15 protein-coding genes are annotated in these 15132 nt (G+C 75.6%); 5 read left to right on the top strand and 10 right to left on the bottom strand.

Translation table 11 applies throughout. The features are described 5' to 3' along the window. Window positions 1-18: 18 nt before the first annotated feature. The gene (locus tag ACFPL3_RS10135; protein WP_343940372.1) at window positions 19-1644 is read right to left on the bottom strand and encodes a glycoside hydrolase family 13 protein; all 1626 of its coding nucleotides are present in this window, start codon (window positions 1642-1644) and stop codon (window positions 19-21) included. A gap of 341 nt (window positions 1645-1985) precedes the next feature. Between ACFPL3_RS10135 and ACFPL3_RS10130 the strand changes: the two genes are divergently transcribed. Then, entirely contained in the window at window positions 1986-5399 is a 3414-nt protein-coding gene (locus ACFPL3_RS10130) for a DUF732 domain-containing protein (protein WP_379588809.1), read from the top strand. Window positions 5400-5888: 489 nt separating this feature from the next. On the opposite strand, the gene ACFPL3_RS10125 is transcribed toward ACFPL3_RS10130, so the two are convergent. The 9 genes from ACFPL3_RS10125 to ACFPL3_RS10085 all read right to left on the bottom strand — a co-directional run bounded on the left by ACFPL3_RS10125 (window position 5889) and on the right by ACFPL3_RS10085 (window position 11241). After that, window positions 5889-7478, bottom strand: a complete 1590-nt coding sequence (locus ACFPL3_RS10125; RefSeq protein ID WP_343944080.1) for an alpha/beta fold hydrolase — start codon at window positions 7476-7478, stop codon at window positions 5889-5891. 84 nt (window positions 7479-7562) lie between these two features. Further along, a complete protein-coding gene (locus tag ACFPL3_RS10120) occupies window positions 7563-8216 on the bottom strand; it encodes an alkaline shock response membrane anchor protein AmaP (RefSeq protein ID WP_379588807.1) in 654 nt (217 codons plus the stop codon). Beyond that, entirely contained in the window at window positions 8213-8752 is a 540-nt protein-coding gene (locus tag ACFPL3_RS10115) for a DUF6286 domain-containing protein (protein ID WP_343944081.1), read from the bottom strand. The genes ACFPL3_RS10120 and ACFPL3_RS10115 overlap by 4 nt, the downstream gene beginning before the upstream one ends. A gap of 24 nt (window positions 8753-8776) precedes the next feature. After that, window positions 8777-9151 carry an Asp23/Gls24 family envelope stress response protein gene (locus ACFPL3_RS10110; protein ID WP_343944082.1) on the bottom strand — a complete coding sequence of 125 codons (375 nt, stop codon included), beginning with the start codon at window positions 9149-9151 and terminating at the stop codon, window positions 8777-8779. Beyond that, window positions 9148-9327, bottom strand: a complete 180-nt coding sequence (locus tag ACFPL3_RS10105) for a hypothetical protein (protein WP_343944083.1) — start codon at window positions 9325-9327, stop codon at window positions 9148-9150. The genes ACFPL3_RS10110 and ACFPL3_RS10105 overlap by 4 nt, the downstream gene beginning before the upstream one ends. Before the next feature lie 37 nt (window positions 9328-9364). Beyond that, window positions 9365-9607 (bottom strand): hypothetical protein, encoded by a 243-nt coding sequence (locus tag ACFPL3_RS10100; protein ID WP_343944084.1) that lies wholly within the window; start codon window positions 9605-9607, stop codon window positions 9365-9367. Then, window positions 9604-9927 carry a hypothetical protein gene (locus ACFPL3_RS10095; protein ID WP_343944085.1) on the bottom strand — a complete coding sequence of 108 codons (324 nt, stop codon included), beginning with the start codon at window positions 9925-9927 and terminating at the stop codon, window positions 9604-9606. The genes ACFPL3_RS10100 and ACFPL3_RS10095 overlap by 4 nt, the downstream gene beginning before the upstream one ends. 26 nt (window positions 9928-9953) lie before the next feature. Further along, window positions 9954-10448: an Asp23/Gls24 family envelope stress response protein gene (locus ACFPL3_RS10090; protein WP_343944086.1), complete on the bottom strand. Its 495-nt coding sequence runs from the start codon at window positions 10446-10448 to the stop codon at window positions 9954-9956. Window positions 10449-10524: 76 nt separating this feature from the next. Next, complete coding sequence (locus ACFPL3_RS10085) at window positions 10525-11241, bottom strand: dihydrofolate reductase family protein (RefSeq protein WP_343944087.1); 717 nt, start codon at window positions 11239-11241, stop codon at window positions 10525-10527. Between the two features lie 73 nt (window positions 11242-11314). On the opposite strand from ACFPL3_RS10085, the gene ACFPL3_RS10080 reads away from it, so the two are divergent. The 4 genes from ACFPL3_RS10080 to ACFPL3_RS10065 all read left to right on the top strand — a co-directional run bounded on the left by ACFPL3_RS10080 (window position 11315) and on the right by ACFPL3_RS10065 (window position 15065). Continuing rightward, window positions 11315-12349 (top strand): FecCD family ABC transporter permease, encoded by a 1035-nt coding sequence (locus ACFPL3_RS10080; RefSeq protein ID WP_379588931.1) that lies wholly within the window; start codon window positions 11315-11317, stop codon window positions 12347-12349. Next, entirely contained in the window at window positions 12349-13437 is a 1089-nt protein-coding gene (locus ACFPL3_RS10075; RefSeq protein WP_343944089.1) for a FecCD family ABC transporter permease, read from the top strand. Before ACFPL3_RS10080 ends, ACFPL3_RS10075 begins: the two co-directional genes overlap by 1 nt. Beyond that, window positions 13434-14276, top strand: coding sequence for an ABC transporter ATP-binding protein (locus ACFPL3_RS10070; protein WP_343944090.1), 843 nt, complete (start codon window positions 13434-13436; stop codon window positions 14274-14276). Before ACFPL3_RS10075 ends, ACFPL3_RS10070 begins: the two co-directional genes overlap by 4 nt. A 66-nt stretch (window positions 14277-14342) precedes the next feature. Continuing rightward, the gene (locus ACFPL3_RS10065; RefSeq protein ID WP_343944091.1) at window positions 14343-15065 is read left to right on the top strand and encodes a Uma2 family endonuclease; all 723 of its coding nucleotides are present in this window, start codon (window positions 14343-14345) and stop codon (window positions 15063-15065) included. The last annotated feature ends 67 nt before the right edge of the window (window positions 15066-15132 follow it).

The raw sequence follows: 15132 nt of genomic DNA, 5'->3' as shown, positions 1-15132 counted from the left end.
ATCCACTCACGAGGCGGGTCAGTCCGTCGGTTCCAGCCAGGCCGTGGTGTCGCCGGGGAGCGTCCCGCCTGACAGGGGCGCGCTGGACAGCACCACCCGGCCCCGCGGCAGTGGGGCCGGGGCGTCGCCGAAGTTCGTGATGCAGGTCCAGCCACCGGGGCGGCGGAACTCGACGACGTCGTCCCGGGTGTCCGCCGCCCACTCCAGGCCCTCGGCCGTCTGCAACCGGCGCCGCTGCGCCAGCGCCCGGCGGTAGAGGGCGAGGGTGGACGTGTCGTCCGCCTCCTGACGCTCCACCGAGAGCTCGGCGAAGCCCGCGGGCTGGGGCAGGTGTGCCGGGCCGGTGCCGAAGCCGAACGACGGCCCGGACGACGTCCACGGCAGCGGCACGCGGCACCCGTCGCGCCCCTTCTCCGTGTGGCCGGACCGGATCCAGGTGGGGTCCTGCAACGCCTCCCGCGGCAGGTCGGCCACCTCGGGGAGGCCGAGCTCCTCACCCTGGTAGAGGTAGGTGGACCCGGGCAGCGCCAGCGCGAGCAGCGTGGCGGCGCGGGCCCGGCGCAGGCCGCGCTCCACGTCCGGGGGCGGGGTGGCGCCGTCGCCCATCAGCCACGCCTTCAGATCGATGCCCGTCGGCAGCGCGTAGCGGGTGGCGTGCCGCACCACGTCGTGGTTGGAGAACACCCACGTCGACGAGGTGGCCGCCGACGCGGCGAGCGCGAGGTTCTCCTCGATGACCTTCCGGAACTCGGTGGCGTCCCACTCCGCGAGCAGCAGGTCGAAGTTGAAGGCCTGGCCGAGCCCGTCCGGGGAGGCGTAGCGGGCGCGGCGGTGCGCCGAGCGCACCCACGCCTCGGCCACCGCCGTGCGCGGCGGGTCGTAGCGGTCGAAGAGCTCCCGCCACTCCTTGTAGATGTCGTGCACCTCGTCGCGGTCGAGCAGCCGGTGCACGCCGTCGGGCAGGTCGTCGGCGTCCAGTTCGGCCTGGCTGGGCAGCGGGGGCGTGAGGTCCTTGACGAGGGCGTTGGCCACGTCCACCCGGAAGCCGTCGACACCGCGGTCGGCCCAGAACGCCAACGTCTTCAGGAAGTCGTCGCGGACCTCGCGGTTCTCCCAGTTCAGGTCCGGCTGCTCCGGCGCGAACATGTGCAGGTACCACTGCCCGTCGCCCACCGGCTCCCAGGCCGACCCGCCGAACTGCGCCGTCCAGTCGCTCGGCGGCCGCTCGCCGTTCGGGCCCTCGCCGCGCCGGAAGACGTAGCGGTCCCGTTCGGGCGAGCCGGGGGCGGCCGCGAGCGCGGCGCGGAACCACTCGTGCCGGTTCGACGTGTGGTTCGGGACGATGTCGACGATCAACCGGATCCCGGCGGCCTTCAGCGCGGTGACCATCTCGTCGAACTGCGCGAGCGTCCCGATCTTCGGGTCGACGTCGCGGTAGTCGTCGACGTCGTAGCCGCCGTCGGCGAGCGCCGACGGGTAGAACGGCGACAGCCACACGGCGTCCACACCGAGCTGCCGCAGGTACTCGACGCGGCTGGTGATCCCGGGGAGATCGCCGATGCCGTCGCCGTTCGAGTCGGCGAAGCTGCGGGGGTAGATCTGGTAGACGACGGCCTGCCGCCACCACTCCGCGGGGTCCGGCACGGGCGCTCCTTTTGTTCAGGCGTTAAATCTAAGTTCGCGATCGACGATAGGCAGCTGCCGGGGCGGCTTCAAGGGCGCCGCGGGTCCGCGAATCGCCCGATCGGGGCTCTGCTCCATCCAGCCGCGCCACGCACGGCTGAACGGTCGAACACCGTGTGCCGGTGCCGCACGACCGTGATGACACGCGGTAGCGGGTGGGGTACACGCCGCGTGACCTGCGCATACGCGGTGTGACTGAACTCACGCAGGGGATCACCGTGACGCGGCTGACCGCGCCTTCTCCGTGATCCGCTCGTTGTACAGACACGGCAAGGACGTGATCTGGGGGACGGGAGCGTGCGATGGCCGGTGAGGCGGTGAGTGGGCGCTACGGCGCAGCCCGGCATGCCGTGGCCGACGAAGGGGGAGCGCCGCGGCACCCTGCCTCCGACGACCGGTCCCTCGTCGACCGGTTGCTGGCGAGCAGCGGCGGCGACCAGGAGTTCGACTGGGGATGGGGGGAGCCGTCCTCGGGCGGTCCGGCCCCGGACCGGGAGCCCCTCCACGACATCCCGGAACTCTGGGGGCCCGACGAGAGGGTCGGCCGCGAGTCCGGCGGCACCGAGGACGCGCGCTTCCCGAGTCCGCGCCGGCACGGCGAGAGCCCGGTCGACGGCGACCGGGACTGGCTCGGCAGTGACGACCGCGGCTCCGACGACTGGGGTGCACCCGCCCCCGATCTGGACGGGCGGGGGCCCGACGACCAGCGGTTCAGCGGGCTGGGGATCGACGACGACCCGCTCGGCGTGCTGTCGAGCGGACGGGTCCCCGCCGAGCACGGCCCGCTCGGCGACGACGAGGGGGGTCGGAGCCTCCCGTCGCCGGGTCCGCTGCACGATGGGGCTATGGACGGCGAGCATGCCGGCGCCCGCGCGGGCGCCGGCCGACTGGACCGCGCCCCCGACGACCGCTCCCCGCTGGCGCCGCCGCTCCCCGAGGGTGAGGCGCCCGGCCGCGGCTCGTTCGACGGGCCGCGTGGCGACGACGACCGGGCGCGGCGCGAGCCCGCGGAGCAGGGAGCGGCGGAGCGCAAGCTCGCCGACCCGCGAGTGCGCCGTTGGGCCGACCTCGGCCGGCCCAGCCAGTCGCCCGCCGACCGCCCGGCGGTGATCGACCCGTCCGCCGGTGCCGAACCGGAGGGTGGGGCTCGCAGCGCGGACCGGTCCTTCTTCGACGACCCGGGCGCGCACGGCAACGGGGCCGGCCTCGAGCAGGACGGCCCCGGGCCGGACCGCGCCGACGTGGAGGGCAACGGCGCCCGCTTCGACGGGCCGGACCCGGCCGGAGCGCCGCACGGCCCCGAACGGGATGCCGGGCGGGACGACGCTGACGACGCCGGCCTCGGCGGCGACCGCGAACCGGTGCGACCGGACTGGAGCGGCGTGTGGGGCGGCCGCGAGCCGGCCCGCCCCGAGCGCGTCGCCGAGTTCCCCGGTGGTGACCGGACTCGTCCTCGGCCGGTCGGCGCGGAGTGGGACAGCGCAGATCGTGGTGGCCCCCGGCCCTCAGGTTCGGAGTGGGACACCATGGATCGCAGTGATGACCGCGGTGGCCCGCGGCCCGTCGGCTCGGAGTGGGACGGCCCAGGTCGGAACGGTGTCGATCGTGGCGGCCCGCGGTCCGTCGGCCCGGATCGGGACGACCGGGGGCGCGACGGTGCGGACCGTGGTGGGCCGCGGCCGGTCGGCTCGGAGTGGGACGGCCCGGACCTGAACGGCGAAGACCGCGGCCCGCGGCCTGTCGACTCGGACCGGGGTGGTGCGGACTCGAGCGGCGCCGACCGCGACGGGCCCCGGCCCGTCGGCGTGGATGGCCTCGACCGGAACGGTCCCGACTGGAACGGTGCTGACCAGGGCGACCGTCGATCGGCCGGTTCGGAGTGGGGCGCCGATCCGAGCGGAGCGGACCGTGGTGGCCCCCGTCCGGTCGGTTCGGAGTGGGATGGCCCGGGCCGGGACGATGCGGCCCGTGGCGGCCCGCGGCCCGCTGGCCCGGAGGGGGATGGCCCGGATCGGAACGGTGCCGACCGCGGTGCCCCGCGGCCGGTGGGCTCGGAGTGGGACAGCGAGGACCCGAGCGGTGCTGACCGCCGTGGCCCGCGTCCGGTCGGTCCGGATGCCGCTGACCGGAACGGTGCTGACCAGGGCGGCCGTCGCTCGGCCGGCCCCGAGTGGGGCGCCGCCGATCCGAGCGGAGCTGACCGTGGTGGCCCCCGTCCGATCGGTCCGGAGTGGGATGGCCCGGACCGGAACGGTGCCGACCGCGGTCAGCGGCCGGTCGGTTCGGAGTGGGACGGCCCGGGTCGCGACGGTGCCGACAGTGGCGGCCCGCGGCCCGTCGGGGTCGAGTGGGACGGTCCGGATCGGTCCGACCGGAACGGCGCCGAGTGGGCCGGTGCGGATCAGGCCGGTCCGCGTCGCGACCCCTTCGCCGAACCGCTCGACGGCGACCCCGACGGTCCCGACACCGCCGATTCGCGGGACGCGAACCCGTTCGGCGGCCACGCCTCCACCGAGAACCTCCGCACCGGGCGCATCCGCATCGACGACGGCGAGGGCCCGGCCCCCGACGGCGGCGAGGCGGCGCCGGTCCCCACCACCGTGTTCGCCGCGGTCGCGCCGGCCCGGCGCGATGCGGCCGAGGAGCCCGCGGTCCCGGTGGAGGAGTACACCGCACGGAGGCGGGCGGCGGAGCAGGCCGCGGCGTCCGCGGAGCAGGCGGCGTCGTCCGCGGCCGAGCGCGCGTCGGCCGCGATCGCGGCGGCGGCCCGCGCGGCCGAGGAGGCGGAGGAGGCCGCCGAGATCGCGGGCGAGGCGGCCGAGAAGGCGAACCAGGCGGCCGACGCCGAGGCACGGGCCATCGCCGAGGCCGCCGCTCGCGGCGGTGCGGAGCCCGAGCCGCCGGCGGAGGCGATGGACGACGCGCCCGAGCCACCCACGCAGGCCGTGCCGCTGATCGCGCCGGCACGGGCGCCGCGGCGTCCACCGTTGCGCCGCCCGGCCGGTCCGCCGCCGCGTCGTCCCCGGGCCGAGGAGGCCGGCCGGGCCGGTGGCCCGCCCCCGGCGCCCGCCGCCCCGCGCGGGGGGCCTGCGGCCGACCGTGGTGGTTCCGACGGTGAGGCCACCGCCGTGCTGACGGGCCTGGACGCCCTGCGCGACCCCGTCCGGCCCCGCACGCCGGAGCAGGCGCCTGCCGAGGTCACCACCGTCACCCGGAGGCGGGCGGCGGAGCGGGCCCCGGCGGCCGACGACGCCGACGACCCCGACCCGGACTACGACGATGAGCCCGAGGAGGAGCGTGGCCTGGTCGGCAAGCTCACGTCGCGCCCGGTCGTCGCGGCCATCGGGGTCGGGGCGGTGCTGGTGCTGGCCGCGATCGTCGCGATCTTCACGACGGGGGAGCCCGACGCGGCACCCGCCGAGGCCACGCCCGCGGCGCTGAGCGCCCCGGTCGAGCAGCCGCCACCGCCGCCCGCGCCCGCGGTCGACCCGGCCAGCCCGAAGGCGGTTGCCTTCCTCACCGCGATGCGCGACGCCGACATCCCGACGAGCGCCAGCGGCCAGGCCGAGGTCGAGGCCGCCGACGCGATCTGCGCCCAGCTCGACCAGGGTGCCGACGAGGCGCAGCTGGCGCGGTCGGTGCCCGCGGTGCTGCCGGACGTCACGCGAAGCCAGGCGAGCGACGTCGTGGAATACGCCCAGAAGAACTACTGCTGAGCAGCCGCCGGGGCCCTTTCTGAGGGCATGATCATCGATTTGGCGCGAAACCCGACGACATGCGTCGGGAAACGCGCCCGACTGGGGGGCGCCTGGCTCGGAACTGTCAGGTGCTCGCCGCGGAGGCCCGGCTGGCTGCGGTGCCGTTTCATGCCGCGCCGGTTCCGGACCAGGAGCGGCATGATCACAGGTTTGGCGCAATAACGGGCGAAATCGACCCGGGAATGCGCCCACTTCGTGATCATGGCGCCAGATTTGCGCTCCGGGGCACCGATCAAGGTGAAATGGTCGCTAGATGATCTCCAAGAGCTACCATTTCCCCTTGATCGCTGCGAAACCCCCGGATTCGCCCCTGCTAAGGGAAGCCTGCCTCCTGGCGGCGCGGTGCGCCAACCGGGCAGGCCCCGGGCTGCCCACGTGAATGCCCCGCACGATGCGCGGCGCCGCCAGGACGCCCGTGGTGGACAACCCCGATGAGCGGGGGGAGGCCTACGGCGGGCAGAGGGTGCCGGAGTCGGGCACCACGCCGTAGAGCAGCATCGAGTCCACGATCCCGGAGACGCAGGACGTGCGCGGGTAGGCCCCCGTACCCGCGCCCTGCCAGCTGACGAAGCGGGCGGTGGCGAGGGAGTCGGCGGTGCGCCGGGAGCCGTCGAGCGAGCCGCGGGGGTCGGCGGCCGTGCCGATCACGAGGATCGGCGGCGCGCCCTCGGCCTGGCCGGCCTGGGTTGCCTTCCGCCCGGTGGGCCAGGGTGCGCAGGCGAGCAGCCGCAGCGCGAAGGTGGAGCCGAAGGTCGGGTACGCGCTGGTCCAGCGCTGTGCGACGTCGCCGATCTCACCGGGGGCGAGGCGGCGCTGGGCGTCGTTGCAGCTGGTGGCGAGCATGCCGTCGAAGAGGCCGCGGGGGCCGGTCAGCGGGGCGAGGATGGTGAGCATCGGGACCGGGTCGCCCGCGTGTGCGGCGGCGAGGGCCGCCGCGAGTCCCGGCCAGCGCCGTGGTTCGCCGAGCCCGGCCAGCAGGGCGGTGACGGTGGCGCCCGCGGTGAGGCGCTCGCCCTCGGCGGACACCAGCGGCTGGCGTTTCAGCTGGTTGAGCAGGGCCTCGATGGTGGCGCGGGGGTCGGCGCCGAGTGGGCAGTCGGGGCGGGCGGAGCAGGCCACGCCGAACGCGCCGAGCGCGGCCTCCGCGGCGGCGGCGCGGCTGGCGGTGAGGTCCGGTTCGTCCTGTGTGGGGTGCGTGGGTCCGTCGAGCACGAGGCGCCCGACGGACCGCGGTGCCGCCCGCGCCCATGCGGAGAGGGCGGTGGCGCCGTCGCCCACCCCCACCGCCGAGAGCTGTTCGACGCCGAGGGCGGCGCGCAGCAGTTCGATGTCGGCGGCGGTGGCGGCCGTGCGGTAGCTGCCGAGGCCGCCGTCGAGGGTGAGGTTGCATTCCTGCACGACCGCGCGGGCCTGTTCGAGCAGCAGGGCGAGGCCGCCCTCGCCGGTGGACTCCGCGTCGGCGTCGACGAGCGCGGCGCGGGCGTCGTCGGGTGCGCAGTGCAGGATGTCCTCCCCGGCGCCGCGCCGGTCGAGGCCCACGAGCGTGAAGTGCTGCAGCAGTGCCGGGTCGACCTGCCCGGCCATGATCGCCGCGTGGCGGGTGGACGGCTCGCGGGTGCTGTCGCCGAGCACGAGCAGCGGTGGCCGGTCGGCGGGCGCCCCGGCCTCGCCGACGCGGATCACGCCCAGGGTGACCGCGCCCAGCGACGGCTGGTCGGGGTCGGCGGGCACGGTGAGCTCGCCGCAGTCGACCTGCAGGTTCCGGTCGGCGGGTACCGGTTCGACGAGCGTGACGAGCGTGTCCTCGGTGCACTCGAAGAACGGGATGTTGGCGCTCTGCGGCTCCGGTTCGGGCAGCACCGGCGGTGGGGTGGGCGTGGTCTGCCCCGGCGCGGCGGGCACGTTCTCGCCGCGCACCGCCACCGGGGGACGCTCCGAGGGGCCGACCGTGCAAGCGGCGAGGACGGCGACCAGGCCGAGCAGCGCGACCAGGCGGGGAAGAGCCGCCCCGACCGCGTGACGCGGTGGTCGTGCCACGTGCCCTCCCGGTCGTACTGGATCCGGTCCCAGCGTGCCGGACGGCCGGTGTGGGGGACGTGAACCGCTAGGAGTGCGCCCCTGTTACGTGACGCGGGGGGTGGGGTGCGGGTGGTCGAGCTCCAGCCGGACGGCCGCGGGGAGCTCGGCGAGCTCGAGCGAGGCGCGTGCGGTGGCGAGCACCTCGGTGTGGAGCCGGGCGAGCACGTCGCGGACGTCGGCGTCGTCGGCGAGCCAGAGGGTGACGCGCACCGCGGGCGCGGCCTCGGTGCCCACGAGGCGGGCCCGCGCCCGGCCGACTCCGGGCAGCGCCGCGGCCTGCGCCGCGACGGCCTCGGCCGCTGCGGCGGCGCTCACCACGATGGACGTGTCGGGGGCGTCCTCGGGGACGCCGCCGTCGAGCGTGAGGTCGGGCCGCCGTTCGGGGCGCAGCGCGTGTGCCGCCCAGACGAGCCCCAGCACCGCGAGCAGCAGCCCGCCGACGATCGCGACGATCCGCGCCACGCCGGGCGCCGCGCGCAGTGCCTCGACGATCATCGGGTCCAGCAGCGGCCTGCCGGCGCGGGCGGTGCCGAACAGCCCGGTGGACAGCAGGTAGACGAAGGTGCCGACGACGAGCAGGACGAGCCCGAGCACGACGGCGAGCGTGCGCTCGCCCGCCGTGGAGCGCGCGATCGCGGCGGTGGCGCGCTTGTGCAGCGCCTTGGCGTTGCTCTTCGTGCGCACGTCGGTGGTCACCGGGGCCCCTTCCTGTCCTGCACGGTCACGGTGACCCGTGGCCTGCGGTGCAGGGGGACCTCGTCGAGCAGGCCCTCCACCCGGGCGCGCACGCTGTCGCCGAGGTCGGGGCCCGCGTCGCTCCAGGCCTGGGCGGCCACCGACACGCGGCGCCGCGACGCGGTGACGGACGCCGCGGCGACGTCGTCGGCCGAGCGGACGCGGCGGCCGACGAGGCGCGCGAGCACGCGGGGCGAGGTGGTGACGGTGATCTCGGGGGCGGGACCGTCGACGGCGAGGTCGTGGCGCCGGGCCAGGAGCCCGACGAGCACCAGCAGCAGCCCGAGCACGGCGACGCCGATCGCGATGCCCGGCACGGGCGCGTCGTGCCAGGCCACCCGGCCGAGGGTGGCGTACCAGTCGTGCCACGGCACCACGAGCCCCTCGGTGCCGTCGGGGCGCACCCAGGCTGCGACCACCTCGAGGAGCACGAGCACCCCGATCACGGCGACGGCGAGGCCCAGCAGCGGGGCGAGCACCCGCAGCAGCACGCGCACGGTGTTCCTCCTTGGTGGGCCGGGTCAGTGCAGGCGGGCGGGGATGGGGCGCGCCGGTCGCAGCCCCTCGACGGTGACGGTCATGGAGCGCACGCGGTGGCCCGTGATGCGGACGAGCTCGTCGCCGACCTTCTCCCGGACGGCGGCGACGACGGAGCGCACCGGGCCGGGGTACTGGAGCGTGAGCTCGAGCCGGACGTCGACGCTCGGCGGATCGCCGGTGCCGGTGGTGATGCGAGCGCTCGCCCCGGCCTCGCCGATGCCCAGGTCGATGCCGGCGAGGCGCCGTTCGTGGCGCAGGGTGCCGGGCACCTGGTCGGCGGCGTGCTCGACGATCTTGCGCAGGACGGTGGAGTGGATCTCCAGCCCCCCGCGCTCCTCGGCGACCGCGAGCGTCACCGGTCGCGCCCCCGCCCGAGCAGGGCGTTGACGTCGAGCTGGCCGTCGAGCGCGCGGCCGACGAGGAGCCCGATCGCGCCGAGGACCAGGACGATCAGGAAGGCGCCCAGGCCGCCGAACGCCCCGGCGAGGCCGAGGGCGAGGCCTGTCAGCAGGCCGGTCTGGGTGGCGTTCATCCGGTTCTCCTCCAGCTCAGTCGTACGGACAGCCGTGTCACTGCACCCGGTCGTTGCGGCGGCGGTGCCAGGTACGGATCAGCGCCACGCCGACCCGCACCGGGAACGGCAGCGGTCGTACCACCTCGACCGGGGCGTCGTAGCGCGGGTCTTCGTCGGGCTCCTCGCTCGCCCGGCGGAAGCGCTCGATGCCGGCGGCGAACACCTCGGGGTCGCCGCCGCGGTCGGGGTGGTTCTCGCGGACGAAGGCCCGGTAGGCGGCCCGTTCCTGCTCGTTCACGGCGCCTCGCCGGGCCCGGCGGGGTCGGGGATCGCGATGTCGGCCACCGTGATGTCCACGGCCGCGCCGCCGCACAGCCGCGAGACGTCGCGGCGCAGCTCCCGCACGACCTCCGGGATGGGCCGGTCGGGACGCAGCACGACGGCCACCTCCACCGGCTCGTCGCCCTCGCCGATGCGCACGCCGAGCAGCCTGCGCCCGGGGAGGTAGGTGGCGACCGACCCGTAGGGGCCGCCGTGCAGGCCGGCCACCGCGGGGTGCGCGGTGACGGCATCGGCCACCCGCACGGCCAGCTCGACCGGGTCGGGTGGGCCGGGCACGGCGGTGGTCCTCCTCGCCGGTGCGGTCATTCGACCCGCGCGCTCTGCACGGGCGGCATCGCGTCCTCGTCCAGCGCCTCGGGCAGGTGGATGTCGTTCACCGCGATGTTGACCTCGATGACCTCGAGGCCCGTCATCCGCTCCACGGCCGTGATGACGTTGCGGCGCACGGCCCGCGCCAGCTCGACGATCGACGCGCCGTACTCGACGACGATGTCGAGGTCGATCGCGGCCTGCTTCTCGCCGACCTCGACCTGCACTCCCGCGATGTTGGTGGCGCCCGTGCCGCCGCCCGGGATGCGCTCGCGGATGGCGCCGAAGGCGCGCGAGACGCCCCCGCCCATGGAGTGCACGCCGGAGATCTCGCGGGCGGCGATGCCCGCGATCTTCTGGACCACCGACGCGGCGATCGTGGTCTTCCCCTGCGACGTGTCGTCGGCGAGCCGGGCGGGCGAGGACACGGTGGTGGTGGGTGTGGTCGTGGTGCTGGTGGCCGTGTTGGTGGCGCTGGTCTCGCTCATGGTGGTGATCCTCCCGTTCCGCTCCGTCAGTGTTTCGGAGGTGGGATACCGGCGTGTACGCCACCCTCCCGTGAAGTCACCCGGTCGGCGTAGCGTCGTGCGCCCTGCGGTACCGCACGAGGAGAGCGTCCTCCTCGGTGAGCACGTCGACGAGGTCCAACCGGTGCCTGTGCTCGCTGCCCGGGCCCGCGGCGACGCGGCCCGCGGGCCCGCCGACCAGCAGCGGCGCCACCGTGAGGCACAACTCGTCGACGGCGTCGGCGGCCACGAGGTCGCCGACGAGCGCGGGCCCGCCCTCGCAGAGCACGCGGTGCAGCCCGCGGCGGGCGAGCTCGGCCAGCAGCACGTCCGGGGTGAGCCGGGGGAGCACCACCACGTCGGCGCCCGCGACGGCGAGCCGTTGCCGGCGGTCGGCCGGCGCGGACTCCTGGGTGAGCACGATCGGGGGCACGCGGGTGTCGGTGAACAGCCGGGAGCCCGGGTCGAGGTCGGCCGAGCCGGTGACCACCGCGATCGGGGCCGGGGTGGACCCGCGGACGCCGCGGTAGTCCTCGGCGCGCACCGTGCCCGCCCCGACGAGCACGACGTCGGCGAGCCGGCGCAGCAGCCGGAACACCCGGCGGTCGGCGGCGCCGGTGAGGCCTTCGGAGCTCCCCCCTACCGACGACGCGCCGTCCGCGCTCGCGACGAAGCTGACCCGCACGTACGGGGCGCCCAGCGCATCGGGGTAGGCGTAGCGCGCCGCGAGCCCGTCGTCGTCGAGGTCGTCGTCGGCCGGCAGCAGCGCTCGCACCGCGCCATCCCAGCACACGCGTGGCAAGACCCACTACTGAGTGAAGGCGAGCCTCACCTATGGTGTGTCCGTGTTGACGACGCCGGCCGCTCCCGCGCCAGCGGTCGGCGGGTTGCGCAGCCGTCGCCTCGCCGGGCTCGCGCTGCTCGGCGTCGTCCTGGTGGCGGCGTGCCTCGCGAGCATCGCGGTCGGTGCCAAGGCCATCCCCCTCGACGGCGTGTGGCACGCCCTGTTCACCCCCACCGGCACCGAGGACGACATCGTCGTGCGCTCGCTGCGGATGCCGCGCACGCTGCTGGGCGTGCTCGCGGGCGGGGCGCTGGGCCTGGCCGGCGCGCTGATCCAGGGCCACACCCGCAACCCGCTCGCCGACCCGGGGCTGCTGGGCGTGAACAACGGGGCGGCGTTCTTCGTCGTCATCGGGATCTACGCGTTCGGCGTCACCAACCTCTACGGCTACGTCTGGTTCGCCTTCGCCGGGGCGCTCGTCGCGAGCGTGGCGGTGTTCGTGCTCGGCTCGGTCGGCCGCGGCGGCCCCACACCGGTCACCCTGGCGCTCGCAGGCGCGGCCGTGTCGGCGCTGCTCGCCGCGCTCACATCGGCCGTGGTGCTCCTCGATGTCCAGACCCTCGACGCGTACCGCTTCTGGGCTGTCGGGTCGCTGGCGGGCCGTGAGGTCGAGATCGCAGGTCAGGTGCAGTTCTTCCTGCTCGCGGGCGCGGTGATCGGCCTGGCGGGCGCGCCCGCGCTCAACGCGCTCTCGCTCGGTGACGACGTGGCCCGCTCGCTGGGCCACTCGGTGCGCCGCACCCGCACGATGGGGGTCGTCGCCATCACGCTGCTCGCCGGCTCGGCCACGGCCGCGTGTGGGCCCATCGCGTTCGTCGGGCTCGTCGTGCCGCACATCGTGCGCTCGTTCACCGGCCCCGACTACCGCTGGCTGCTGCCCGCGTCGGCGCTGGCGGGCTCCGCGCTGCTGCTCGTCGCCGACGTGGTCGGCCGGGTGGTCGTGCGGCCGGGCGAGCTGCAGGTGGGCATCGTGCTGGCGCTCATCGGCGGCCCGTTCTTCATCTGGCTCGTGCGTCGCCGCAAGATGGTGGCGATCTGATGGCGGTGCTGGAACGGCCGCCGCAGCGCGTGCCCGGCCGGCCTGCGCTGCGCGCGCGGGGCGTGTCGATCGTGTGGCGGCCCCGCTACGTGGTCGTGCTGGTCGTGGGCGTCGCGGTGCTCGTGCTCGGCATGGCCGCGAACATCGGCCGCGGCGAGTACCCGATCAGCGTGCCCGACGTGCTCGCGGTGCTGTTCGGCGGCGGCGACTCCGGCCAGCAGTTCATCATCCTGGAGCTGCGGCTGCCCCGCTCGCTCACCGGCGCACTGGTCGGCGCGGCGCTGGCCGTGGCGGGCGCCATCACGCAGTCGATCGCGCGCAACCCGCTCGCGAGCCCGGACATGATCGGTCTCACCGCGGGTGCCAGCGCCGCCGCGGTGTTCGTCATCGTGGTCGGGGGCGGCTTCGCGGGGATCGGCGGGTTCATCGCCTCGGCCGGACTGCCGGTGGCCGCGCTCGTCGGCGGCCTGCTCACCGCCACGGTGATCTACCTGCTGGCGTGGCGGCGTGGCGTGCAGGGGTTCCGGCTCGTGCTCGTCGGGATCGGGCTGCAGGCGATGCTGCTGGCCGTCGTCCACTGGCTGCTCGTCGTGGCCGAGGTGTTCGAGGCGGCGCGGGCCTACGTGTGGCTCAACGGCAGCCTCAACGCCCGCGGCTGGGAGCACGTCGTGCCCGTGTCGGTCGCGCTCGCCGTGCTGCTGCCCGCGGCGTTCCTGCTGGCGCACGTCCTCGGTGCCCTGCAGTACGGCGACGACACCGCCCGCGGCCTCGGCGTGCCGGTCGACAAGGCGCGCACGCTGCTCCTCCTCGTGGCCGTCGGGCTGGCGTCGGTGGCCACCGCGAGCGCCGGGCCGATCGCGTTCGTGGCGCTCGTGGCCCCGCAGATCGCGCAGCGGCTCGTCGGGGGAGCGCGCCCGCCCATCGGGATGTCGCTGGTCGTCGGCGCGGCCCTCACCGTGATCTCGGACGTCGTCGCGCGCACCGCGTTCGGTGCCACCGAGCTGCCGGTCGGCATCGTCACCGCCGTGCTCGGCGCGCCCTACCTGCTCTACCTGCTCGCCCGCCACGGCCGGGAGGCCCGCGCATGACGCCGCTGACCAAGACCGACGCCTCCGCCACGGAGACCGCCACGGCGGTCCGGCTGCGCGCCGAGCAGGTCCGGCTGGCCTACGGCGAGCGCACGGTGGTGGACGGGCTGGACCTCGAGGTCGTGGCCGGCACGATCACCGCGGTCATCGGGCCCAACGGGTGCGGCAAGTCCACGCTCCTGCGGGCCCTGGGCCGGCTGCTCAAGCCGACCGCGGGCCACGTGCTGCTCGACGGCAGGCGCATCGACCGGATGCCCACCCGCGAGGTCGCCAAGGTCCTCGGGCTGCTGCCGCAGGCCCCCACCGCGCCGGAGGGGCTCACGGTGGCCGACCTCGTGGCGCGCGGCCGCCACCCGCACCAGGCCTGGTACCGGCAGTGGTCGGCCGACGACGAGGAGGCCGTCGCCCAGGCCCTCGAGTGGACCGGCATCGCCGACCTCGCCGAGCGGCCCGTCGACGAGCTGTCCGGCGGCCAGCGGCAGCGCGCGTGGATCTCGATGGCGCTGGCCCAGGGCACCGATCTGCTGCTGCTCGACGAGCCCACCACCTTCCTCGACCTCGCCCACCAGGTCGACGTGCTGGAGCTGGTCCGGCGGCTGCACCAGGACGCCGGGCGCACCGTCGTGATGGTGCTGCACGACCTCAACCTCGCCGCCCGCTACGCCGACCGCCTCATCGCCATGCGCGACGGCCGGATCGTCGCCGCGGGGGAGCCGGCCGACGTGGTCACGGAGTCGATGCTCGCCGAGGTGTTCGGGCTGGCCGCCCGCGTCATCCCCGATCCGGTGGCCGGCACCCCCCTCGTCGTTCCGATCGGTGGTCACGCTCAGTCGTCCTGATGTCCCCGGGTGTCACGTGCCACGATGTGACCTTCCACGGCCGGGATCAACCGAGAGGAGGCCGCGGTGGGCAACCAGCTCGACAGCTCGGTGTTCGACCACGCGGGTCCCTGGACCGAGGCCGCCTACCTCGCCCTGCAGCACGACGGCCGCGTCGAGGTCGTCGACGGCACGCTGCTGATCGGCCCGGGAGCGCACCCGCGCCGCACGCGGGCGATCGAGCGCCTGCGCGCGGCGGTGGCGGAGGCGCTGCCCGGCGGGCTGGTCGCGCGCGGACCGGTGCCGCTGCGCCTCGGCCCGGACTGCGTGCTCGTGCCCGACCTGGTCGTCACCGCCGCCCCGGGCGAGGACGCAGGCGACGGGGACGCCGCCGAGCCCGAGGTGCTGGACGCCGCAGCGGCCCTGATGGTGTTCGAGGTCGTGGGCAGCGACCACGGTGCCACCGACCGGAGCTTCAAGCTGCAGCTCTACGCGCGCAGCCGCATCCCGTACTCGCTGCTGGTGGACCACGACGCCCCGTTCGCGGTGGCCGACATGATCATCGGTGGGCGCTACCACGAGTACGCCCGCGCGGGCGGCGACGAGACGTTGCTGATCGAGGAGCCGTTCCGGCTCGAGCTCGACCTCGGCGAGCTCACGGCGCCCGAACCCACCCCGCCGGATCCCAGCCCGCCCGCGGACGCGGACCAGACGGCGGCGCCGGAGGCGGAGGTCGCACCGCCCACCCAGGCGATCCCCGTCGTGCCCACCGAGGAGCCGGGGGGCCCGGCGCGGTCGGTCACGGCCTGACCCGAGCCGCACCGGCCCGGATCGGTGGCGCCCGCACTTCGCGGCGGCCACCACCAACTTCGACATC

The sequence above is a fragment of the Pseudonocardia zijingensis genome, from assembly GCF_042657305.1.
Classification (GTDB): Bacteria; Actinomycetota; Actinomycetes; order Mycobacteriales; family Pseudonocardiaceae; genus Pseudonocardia; species Pseudonocardia zijingensis.
The sequence above is the reverse complement of the archived record's forward strand: the minus strand, read 5'-3'. Positions and strand labels throughout refer to the sequence as shown.

Bases quoted from the DNA above. Each gene is read 5' to 3' on its own strand.
- ACFPL3_RS10130 (WP_379588809.1), top strand. From the start codon at position 1,986: ATGGCCGGTGAGGCGGTGAGTGGGCGCTACGGCGCAGCCCGGCATGCC.
- ACFPL3_RS10105 (WP_343944083.1), bottom strand. From the start codon at position 9,327: ATGAACGCCACCCAGACCGGCCTGCTGACAGGCCTCGCCCTCGGCCTC.
- ACFPL3_RS10090 (WP_343944086.1), bottom strand. From the start codon at position 10,448: ATGAGCGAGACCAGCGCCACCAACACGGCCACCAGCACCACGACCACA.
- ACFPL3_RS10075 (WP_343944089.1), top strand. From the start codon at position 12,349: ATGGCGGTGCTGGAACGGCCGCCGCAGCGCGTGCCCGGCCGGCCTGCG.
- ACFPL3_RS10070 (WP_343944090.1), top strand. From the start codon at position 13,434: ATGACGCCGCTGACCAAGACCGACGCCTCCGCCACGGAGACCGCCACG.